Here is an 8,472-nt window from a genome sequence, read left to right on the forward strand (position 1 = left end):
CCCGCGGGGCGGTGGGGGAAACGGCCGGGTGAGCCACCGGTAGAGTGGAGGGGCTCGGCGAGGGAGGACCCCGTGGGTTGTCCGTGATCGACGCGCTCTTCGTGGCTGGTCCGTTGGTCCGCCCTGGGCCGGGCGTGATCGAGATCCCCCAACGAGGAGCGAGGCAGAGCAATGGCCGATGTGAAGATCGCCGCGGACGTCCGCGAGGAGTTCGGCAAGGGCGCCTCCCGGCGGATCCGGGTGGAGAACAAGGTGCCGGCCGTCATCTACGGGCACGGCACGGACCCGGTGCACGTGACCCTGCCGGGCCACGAGACGATGCTGGCGCTGAAGAGCGCGAACGTGCTGATCACCCTCAGCTTCGGCGGTCGCGAGGAGCTGGTGATCCCGAAGGCCGTGCAGCGTGACGCGATCAGGGGTCACCTGGTCCACCTGGACCTGCTGCTGGTCAAGCGGGGCGAGAAGGTCACCGTCGAGGTGCCGCTGCACACCGAGGGCGAGCTGGCCCCGGGCGGTGGCCTGCTCGAGGTCCTGCTGGCCGCGCTGCCGGTCGAGGCCGAGGCCACCCACATCCCGGAGGCGGTCACCGTCTCCGTCGCCGGTCTCGAGCCGGGCGCCACGGTGCTCGCCAAGGACGTGCAGCTGCCGAAGGGCACCACGCTGGCCGTCGACGAGGACACCGCCGTGCTGCAGGTCGTCCAGCCGCAGGCCGAGGAGCCGGCGGCCGAGGGTGGCGAGGCCGGCGAGGAGTCCGCGGCCACCGCCTGACGGACGACAGCCCCCAGAACGGCGGGAGACGGTGATGACCACCACGGACGACCCCTGGCTGATCGCGGGCCTCGGCAATCCCGGGCCGCAGTACGCCGCGAACCGGCACAACGTCGGCTTCATGGTCGCCGATCTGCTGGCCCGGCGGATCGGCGGCAGGTTCACGTCCCACAAGTCCCGCGCGATGCTGTGCGAGGGCCGGCTCGGCGCCCCGGGCGCCGGCGGCCCGCGCGTGCTGCTGGCCAAGCCGATGACGTTCATGAACGTCTCCGGCGGGCCCGTCACCTCGCTCAGCACGTTCTACCGGGTCCCCGTCTCCCGGCTGGTCGTCATCCACGACGAGCTGGACATCGGCTTCGGCGCGCTGCGCCTCAAGCTGGGCGGCGGGGACAACGGGCACAACGGGCTGAAGTCGATCACGGCCTCGCTCGGCCGTGAGTACTACCGGGTGAGGTTCGGCATCGGCCGGCCGCCCGGCCGGATGGACGTGGCGGCGTTCGTGCTCAAGGACTTCTCGGGGACCGAGCGCAAGGAGCTCGACTTCCTGGTGGACCGGGCGGCCGACGCCGTGGAGGCGCTGCTGACGGCCGGGCTGGAGAAGGCCCAGGGCGCTTACAACAGCTGACGCGCCGTGACGGGGGTTGACCGGTCGCCGGGCTGTGGCCAAAGATCGGCGCCATGTCCACGACCACCCGCACCGCCCGCCGTAGTGTCGCCCGCCGGGCGGGCGAGAGCGCGTTCGGCGTCCTGTTGCTGGCGCGGTATCTCTTCATGGGGCTGCTGGCGCTGCTGATCGTGACGGCCGGGGCGCTGGCGTCCTGGGACACCGCCCGGGACGCCATGTCCCCCGGCGACCTCCCGCAGGGCTCGCTGACGTTGAGCGCCTGCGCCGACGACGGCTGCACCGGGGTGTTCGAGCCGAGCGGCGCGACCGTCCGGCTCGTCCAGCCGATCGGCCGGGAGCCGGGCGACACCCTGGACGTCGCCGTCCACCAGGACACCGGCGAGGCGATCCGCACCGGGCTGCCCGGCGTCCTCTACTCCTGGCTGCCGCTGATGGGCGCGCTGCTGCTGGCCGCCATCGTGATCGGCGGCGGCCTGCGGATGTACCGGACGGCGACCGGCACGGGCGCGGCCGCCCTGCTGGCGCTCGGCCTCACCTTCGCCCTCTGGATCTAGCGACTCGCAGCGCGGTCCCGTGGTTCATTCGGGCCGCTCCGGCAGCGTGAGACCCAGCGACGCGGCCAGGTCGACCGTGGCGCGTGGCGTCGGGCACTGGCGGCTGAGGCCGGTCTGGTCGAGGCGGCCGTCACGGGCCTGGAAGAGGACCTTCGCGGCGGGGTGTCCGCGCAGCCCGTCCGTGGTGAGTGCGGCGGCGACGCGCCGTGCCGCGGTGAGCAATGCGGGGAACGCCGCCCGGAGATCCGCGGCCCAGGTCCTGAGCGCCTCCAGCCAGTCGCGGGTGGCGGCGTCGGCCGACCGGGAGAACCGGTCGATCGCCCGATCCAGCTCCGGCCAGGGGAGGTCGGGCCAGGGCCTGTTCCGCAGCACGGGCAACTGCCAGCGGCGCCTGGTGACCGACCAGTGGTCGGCGCGCGCCGGCACCGAGTGGACCGTGAAGTCCGGGACGCTGAGCGCGGTCAGGTTCCAGCCGTGGCAGGCGCCGGTGTCGAGGCCGAAGATCCGACCGTCCCGGATCAGCGGCTCGCGCCCGGTCACGTGGTGGCCGAAGACGACGGGCTTCGCGTCGGTGTAGTGGTCGTGCCAGTGGCCGTCGGGGAACAGCGCCGCGAGCTCCCGCTCGCCCCTCGTCGAGCCGCACAGGATCTCCTCCCGCTGCTCGGCCAGCGGAGTCCCGGACAGCATCGCGGCGTGGACGACGCGAACGTGCTCGTTCTCGTAGTGGTACGGCAACGTCCGCATCCAGTCGACCGTCTCCGCGTACCGGTCGCCGAGTTGGAGCCGGGTGATCTCCTGCGCGTAGGAGAAGATCCCGCGCACGTGCTTCCGCTCGTGGTTGCCCATGACCGCCACGGAGTTCGGGCGCTCGCGGAAGAGGCGGACCACCTCGCCGGGGGCCGGGCCGCGGTCGACCAGGTCCCCCACGCCGACCAACAGGTCGTCCGGGCGGATGGCGGCTTTGTCGAGCAGGTCGAGGAGTTCGTCGAAGCACCCGTGGATGTCCCCGACGATCACGGTGCGCGGCATGCCGGACAGCCTAGGAGGACGACGGCTCCGCCCGCAGGAGGTTTTTCCCGCCCCGGCCCCCGACCAGCATCACCGAGACGGCGGCCACCGCGCACAGCACCCCGGCCGAGGTCCATGCCAGGTCGTAGGAGCCGGTGACGTCCCGGATCAGGCCGGCGCCGAAGGCGACGACCGCGGCGCCCAGTTGGTGCGAGGCCAGGACCCAGCCGAAGACGACGCCGCCCTCCTCGCCGAAGTGTTCCCGGCACAGCGCGATCGTCGGCGGCACGGTCGCCACCCAGTCGAGGCCGTAGAAGATCACGAAGAACAGCATCGACGGGTGCACCGAGTCGGCGAACAGCGCCGGCAGGAACAGCAGCGAGAGGCCGCGCAGCGCGTAGTAGACGGCGAGCAGCCGGCGCGGGTCGTAGCGGTCGGTCAGCCAGCCGGAGAAGACGGTGCCGATCAGGTCGAAGACGCCGATGAGCGCCAGCAGCGAGGCGGCGACCGGCACCGGCATGCCGTGCTCGTGCGCGCCCGGCACGAAGTGGGTGCCGATCAGGCCGTTGGTGGAGGCGCCGCAGATCGCGAAGGAGGCGGCGAGCAGCCAGAACACCCGGGTCCGCGCCGCCGAGACGAGCGCGCCGACCGCGCGGCGGGCCGCGCCCGGCGGCGCCTCCGGCGGGGTGACGTAGTCGTCGCCCGCGCCGTAGGGGCGGACGCCCAGGTCCTCGGGACGGTCCCGCAGCAGCCAGATCACCAGCGGCACCACAGCCAGCGCGCACAGCGAGACGGCCACCGCGGCGGCGCGCCAGCCGGGCCCCTCGACCAGCAGGCCGACCACCGGCAGGAACACCAGGTTGCCGGCCGCGCCACCGGCCGTCAGCACGCCGGTGACCAGGCCGCGCCGGGCGACGAACCAGCGTCCCGCGATGGTGGCGGAGAACGCCAGCGCCATGGAGCCGGCACCCAGGCCGACCAGCACGCCCCAGCACAGGACCAGCTGCCACTGGCTGTCCATCCAGACGGTCAGCCCGCTGCCGGTCGAGATCAGCACCAGGGCGCCGCACACCACCCGGCGGATGCCGTAGCGCTCCATCAGGGCGGTGGCGAAGGGCGCGGTGAAGCCGTAGAGCAGCAGGTTGACGGAGACGGCGAACGAGATCGAGCCGCGTGACCAGCCGAACTCGTCGTGCAGCGGGTCGATCAGCACGCCGGGGGTGGCCCGGAAGCCGGCGGCGCCGATGAGGACCAGGAAGGCGACGAGGGCGACCCACCAGGCCGGGTGGACGCGTGGCGCCACCGGGCTGGTGGTGGACGGCTGTTCGGTCTGGGTCACCCCACGATCCTGCCGACCCGACATCCGTACGACGAGTGGCCCGATGGCCGCGATGTGCAAGGATCGGGCCATGGACGTGGCGAACGAGCCCAGGCACCGGGTCGCGGTGCTGGTGCGGGACGGGATGCTGCCGATCGAGCTCGGCATCGTGCACCGGCTGTTCGGCCGGGCCAAGTCGGCGGAGGGGCGGCTGCTCTACGAGATCGTGACGTGCGCCGTCCGCCCCGGACGGGTGCCCACGGACGCCGACTTCGACATCGTCGTCGACGCGGGGCCCGAGGCGCTGGCCACCGCCGACACGGTGATCGTGCCGGCCGCGCACGGCAGCGACACCGCCGTCGAGGGTCGGATCCCACCCGAGCTCAGGGCCGCGCTCGGCCTGATCAGGCCCGGCGCCAGGATCGCCTCCATCTGCACCGGCGCCTTCGTGCTGGCCGCCGTCGGGCTGCTCGACGGGCGGCGGGCCACCACCCACTGGGACGCCTGCGAACAGTTCCGCAGGCTCTACCCCCGGGTCTGCCTGGAGCCGGACATCCTCTACACCGAGGACCGCACGGGCGACCACCCGATCTTCACCTCGGCGGGCGTCGCGGCCGGCATCGACCTGTGCCTGCACCTGGTGCGCCGGGACTTCGGCTCGGCCGTCGCCAACTCGGTGGCCCGCCGCACGGTGGTGCCGCCGCACCGGGAGGGCGGACAGGCCCAGTACGTGGAGCGCCCGGTGCCCGACGTGGGGGCGCGGTCCACCGGGCGGTCCAGGGCGTGGGCGCTCGACCGGCTCGGCCAGCCGGTGACGTTGCGGCAGCTGGCCGAGCTGGAGGCGATGAGCGTGCGGACGTTCACCCGCAGGTTCCGCGAGGAGACCGGGCTCTCCCCGCAGCGCTGGCTGACCCAGCAGCGCCTGGAGCGGGCCAGGCAGCTGCTGGAGGAGAGCGACCTGCCGGTCGACCGGATCGCCGACGAGGCCGGCTTCGGCACGGCGGCCTCGCTCCGCCAACACCTGCACCGGGCGCTGGGCGTCTCGCCCAGCGCCTACCGCCGCACGTTCCGGCGCGGCCCCGTCTGACCGGCCGCCAGGGTCACCCCGTGTTGCGCAGGCCCGCCGCGACGCCGTTGACCGTGAGGAGCAGCGCCCTGGACAGCAGCTGGTCCGGCTCCTCGCCGCGCTCGGCCGCCGTGCGCTGCCGGTGCAGCAGGGTGACCTGGAGGTAGGAGATCGGATCCAGGTAGGCGTCCCTGATGTGCAGGGTGCGCTGGAGGTCGGGGTTGGCGTCGAGCAGCTCGCGCTCCCCGGTGATCCGCAGCACCTCGGCCACCGTCAGGGCGTGCTCGGCCTCGATGGTGGCGAAGACGTGCCGCAGCTCCTCGGGCACCAGGGTCTCCACGTAGTGCCGGGCGATCCGCAGGTCGGTCTTGGCCAGCGTCATCTCGACGTTGGACAGGAAGTTGCGGAAGAAGTGCCAGTGCTCGAACGCCTCGGCCAGCACGTCGTCGAGGCCGGCCTCGCGGGCCGCGCGCAGCCCGGAGCCGACGCCGAACCAGCCGGGCACGATCTGCCGGGACTGCGTCCAGCCGAACACCCACGGGATGGCCCGCAGCCCGTCGAGCCCGGCGCCGCTGTCGGGGCGGCGGGACGGACGGGAGCCCAGGTGCAGCTCGGCCAGCTGGTCCACCGGGGTGGAGGCGAAGAAGTACGCCGGCAGGTCCGGGTCCTCGACCAGCGCCCGGTAGGCGGAGTGCGCCACGTCGGAGACGGTGTCCATCGCCGCGTCCCAGCGGGTCAGCGCCTCCTGCGACTGCCGGGGCGCGGTGTGCAGGGCCGACGCCTGGAGCGTGGCGGCGACGGTGAGCTCCAGGTTCTCCCTGGCCAGCGAGGGCACCAGGTACTTGTCGGAGATCACCTCGCCCTGCTCGGTGACCTTGATCTCGCCCTCCAGGGTGCCCCAGGGCTGGGCCAGGATCGCGTCGTGGGTGGGGCCGCCGCCGCGGCCGACGGTGCCGCCGCGGCCGTGGAAGAGCCGCAGCCGGACGCCGTGCCGGTGGGCCACGTCGCGCAGCCGGCGCTGGGCGCGGTGGATCTCCCACTGGGAGGTGGTGATGCCGCCGAACTTGGACGAGTCGCTGTAGCCGAGCATGACCTCCTGGACGTCGTCGCGGAGCGAGACCAGACGCCGGTAGGACGGGTCGGAGAGCATCGAGTCGAGCAGCTCGTCGGCGATCTTCAGCTCGTCCGTGGTCTCCAGCAGCGGCACGATGCCGACCTTGGCCCAGCCGGCGTGCAGGTCGATCAGGCCGGCCTCGCGGGCCAGCACGGCGGCGGCGAACACGTCGTCGGCGCCCTGGCACATGGAGATGATGTAGGACTCGATGACCTCGGGGCCGAAGCTGTCGAGCGCCCTGCGGATCGTGCCGAAGACGCCGAGGGTCTTGGCGCCGGCCGCGTCGAGCGGGGCCGGGGTGGGGGCCAGCGGGCGGCGCGAGCGCAGCTCCTTGGCCAGCAGCTTCATGCGGTACTCGCGCGGCATGTCCGAGTACCGCCAGGACTCCTCGCCGAGCCGGTCGAAGAGCTGGCCGAGCGCGTGGTGGTGGGCCTCGGCGTGCTCGCGCACGTCCATGGTGGCGAGCTGGATGCCGAACGCGGCCAGGGTGCGCATCAGCCGTTCCAGGCGCCCGTCGGCGATCAGCTGGCCGCGGTGCTCGCGCAGCGACTCCTGCACCAGCGACAGGTCGGTCAGCAGCTCGCCGGTGCCCAGGTAGTCGCGGCCCGGCACGTGCGCGGTGCCCTTGGCGAGCCTGGCGCGGGTGTTGAGCAGCTTCTGGCGGATGCAGGTGACCTTGAGCCGGTAGGGCTCCTCGGCGTTGAGCCGCTTGTAGCGGGGGGTGATCTCGGGCAGCAGCGTGATGTCCCGGTCGAGCGAGTCGAGCAGCTCCTGGCTGGCGCCGCTGTTCCGGATCGAGTTGGAGAGCGCGCCGCGCAGCTCGTCGATGTGGCGCAGCGCGCTGGAGATGCCGTGCTCGTGCTGGAGCAGCAGCACGTCCCAGGTGACCTGCGGGGTGACGTTGGGGTTGCCGTCCCGGTCGCCGCCGATCCAGGTGCCGAAGGTCAGCGGGCGGCTGCCGGCGGGCAGCGCGGCGCCGGCCCGCTCCAACTCGGCCGCCAGGTCCTCCAGCACGTCGCCGACGGCGCCGGCGTGCAGCTCGTCCAGGTAGTAGACGGCGTTCCGCGCCTCGTCGGCCGGCTCGGGGCGGGCCACCCGCAGCTCGTCGGTCTGCCAGACCAGGTCGATGTTCTCGGCCAACCGCAGGTCGGTGCGGCGCCGGTCGCCGCCGTGCTCGCCCGCCGGGTTGTCGAGCAGCTCCGCGATCTTGCGGAGCTTGGTGAGCACCGAACGGCGCGCGGCCTCGGTGGGGTGCGCCGTGAAAACGGGGCGCACGCCGAGGTTCGCCACCGTCTGCTTCAAGTGGGCCGGGTCGGCGTCCTTGAGCATGTCGGCGGTGCGGGAGAGCACCCCGCCCTCGGCGGCCCGGCGCTCCCGCAGCCCCCGCCCGCGGTGCACCTGCTCGGTGACGTTCGCGAGGTGGAAGTAGGTGGAGAACGCGCGCACCAGCTTGGCGGCGGTCGTCAGGTCGGTGGAGCCGAGGAGTTCGGCGGCGGCCTCGCCGTCGGTACGGGTCAGCGCCCGGACGCGCTCGACCAGTTCAAGCAGCTCGGGGCCGTCCTGACGCACCAGCGTCTCGCCGAGCAGGTCGCCCAGACGGCGGATGTCGGCGCGGAGCGCGGTACCGCTTTCCGGGGCGAGCGGGGTGGGTGTCTCGTTGCTGTCGGGACTGCTCACGTTGCGGCTCCTCGCAGCTGGCTCTTCGGGGAGGTCGTTGGCGTATCAGGGCAGGGCTAACGCGGACCTCGCTGTCCGACAGGGCAATCGTAGTCAGGGTGTGCCATCGCCCCGTCACGGCACGGTCGCCTGGATATGAGCCGCTTGTGACGTCCGCGCCAACTTGCGGTGGTTACGATGCCGTAGGTTACGGTCCCGTAGGTATCGCTTCCCCGACCGGCCGCCGCCCCCGTCGCTGAGGGAGGGGCGGAACGGCAGCCCGAACTCGTCGCAGAGGAACTGGGCGGTGAAGCGGCCGGTGGTGGCGGCCCGGATCAGGCCGCCCATGCCGACCCACTGGCC

The 8,472-nt window shown here is 73.0% G+C and carries 8 protein-coding genes; 4 read left to right on the forward strand and 4 right to left on the reverse strand.

The window, feature by feature from the left end; genetic code table 11:
- Window positions 1-171 precede the first annotated feature (171 nt).
- Genes E1283_RS26405 through E1283_RS26415 form a run of 3 tightly spaced genes read left to right on the forward strand, consistent with a single transcriptional unit; the run spans window position 172 to window position 1,947 of the window.
- Window positions 172-768, forward strand: coding sequence for a 50S ribosomal protein L25/general stress protein Ctc (locus E1283_RS26405; protein WP_132820656.1), 597 nt, complete (start codon window positions 172-174; stop codon window positions 766-768).
- Window positions 769-802: 34 nt separating this feature from the next.
- On the forward strand, window positions 803-1,393 hold the full coding sequence (pth, locus tag E1283_RS26410; RefSeq protein ID WP_132820657.1) for an aminoacyl-tRNA hydrolase: 591 nt from the start codon (window positions 803-805) through the stop codon (window positions 1,391-1,393).
- 53 nt (window positions 1,394-1,446) lie between these two features.
- Window positions 1,447-1,947: a hypothetical protein gene (locus tag E1283_RS26415; protein WP_132820658.1), complete on the forward strand. Its 501-nt coding sequence runs from the start codon at window positions 1,447-1,449 to the stop codon at window positions 1,945-1,947.
- A gap of 24 nt (window positions 1,948-1,971) precedes the next feature.
- On the opposite strand, the gene E1283_RS26420 is transcribed toward E1283_RS26415, so the two are convergent.
- Both E1283_RS26420 and E1283_RS26425 read right to left on the reverse strand, forming a co-directional pair.
- Window positions 1,972-2,976, reverse strand: a complete 1,005-nt coding sequence (locus tag E1283_RS26420) for a metallophosphoesterase family protein (RefSeq protein ID WP_132820659.1) — start codon at window positions 2,974-2,976, stop codon at window positions 1,972-1,974.
- A 10-nt stretch (window positions 2,977-2,986) separates the two neighbouring features.
- Entirely contained in the window at window positions 2,987-4,318 is a 1,332-nt protein-coding gene (locus E1283_RS26425) for an MFS transporter (protein WP_243745122.1), read from the reverse strand.
- Window positions 4,319-4,337: 19 nt separating this feature from the next.
- On the opposite strand from E1283_RS26425, the gene E1283_RS26430 reads away from it, so the two are divergent.
- Window positions 4,338-5,360, forward strand: coding sequence for a GlxA family transcriptional regulator (locus tag E1283_RS26430; protein ID WP_132820661.1), 1,023 nt, complete (start codon window positions 4,338-4,340; stop codon window positions 5,358-5,360).
- 13 nt (window positions 5,361-5,373) lie between these two features.
- On the opposite strand, the gene ppc is transcribed toward E1283_RS26430, so the two are convergent.
- Entirely contained in the window at window positions 5,374-8,130 is a 2,757-nt protein-coding gene (gene ppc / locus E1283_RS26435; protein ID WP_132820662.1) for a phosphoenolpyruvate carboxylase, read from the reverse strand.
- 114 nt (window positions 8,131-8,244) lie between these two features.
- Window positions 8,245-8,472: hypothetical protein (locus E1283_RS38270; RefSeq protein WP_132820663.1), on the reverse strand; the 228-nt coding region annotated here is incomplete at its 5' end.

The organism is Streptomyces hainanensis (assembly GCF_004348415.1).
In the GTDB taxonomy this organism is placed as follows: domain Bacteria; phylum Actinomycetota; class Actinomycetes; order Streptomycetales; family Streptomycetaceae; genus Streptomyces; species Streptomyces hainanensis.

Excerpts from the sequence above, each read along its gene's own strand:
- E1283_RS26425 (WP_243745122.1), bottom strand. The coding sequence starts at position 4,318 with ATGTCGGGTCGGCAGGATCGTGGGGTGACCCAGACCGAACAGCCGTCC.
- E1283_RS26420 (WP_132820659.1), bottom strand. The coding sequence starts at position 2,976 with ATGCCGCGCACCGTGATCGTCGGGGACATCCACGGGTGCTTCGACGAA.
- E1283_RS26415 (WP_132820658.1), top strand. The coding sequence starts at position 1,447 with ATGTCCACGACCACCCGCACCGCCCGCCGTAGTGTCGCCCGCCGGGCG.
- E1283_RS26405 (WP_132820656.1), top strand. The coding sequence starts at position 172 with ATGGCCGATGTGAAGATCGCCGCGGACGTCCGCGAGGAGTTCGGCAAG.
- E1283_RS26430 (WP_132820661.1), top strand. The coding sequence starts at position 4,338 with ATGGCCGCGATGTGCAAGGATCGGGCCATGGACGTGGCGAACGAGCCC.
- pth (WP_132820657.1), top strand. The coding sequence starts at position 803 with ATGACCACCACGGACGACCCCTGGCTGATCGCGGGCCTCGGCAATCCC.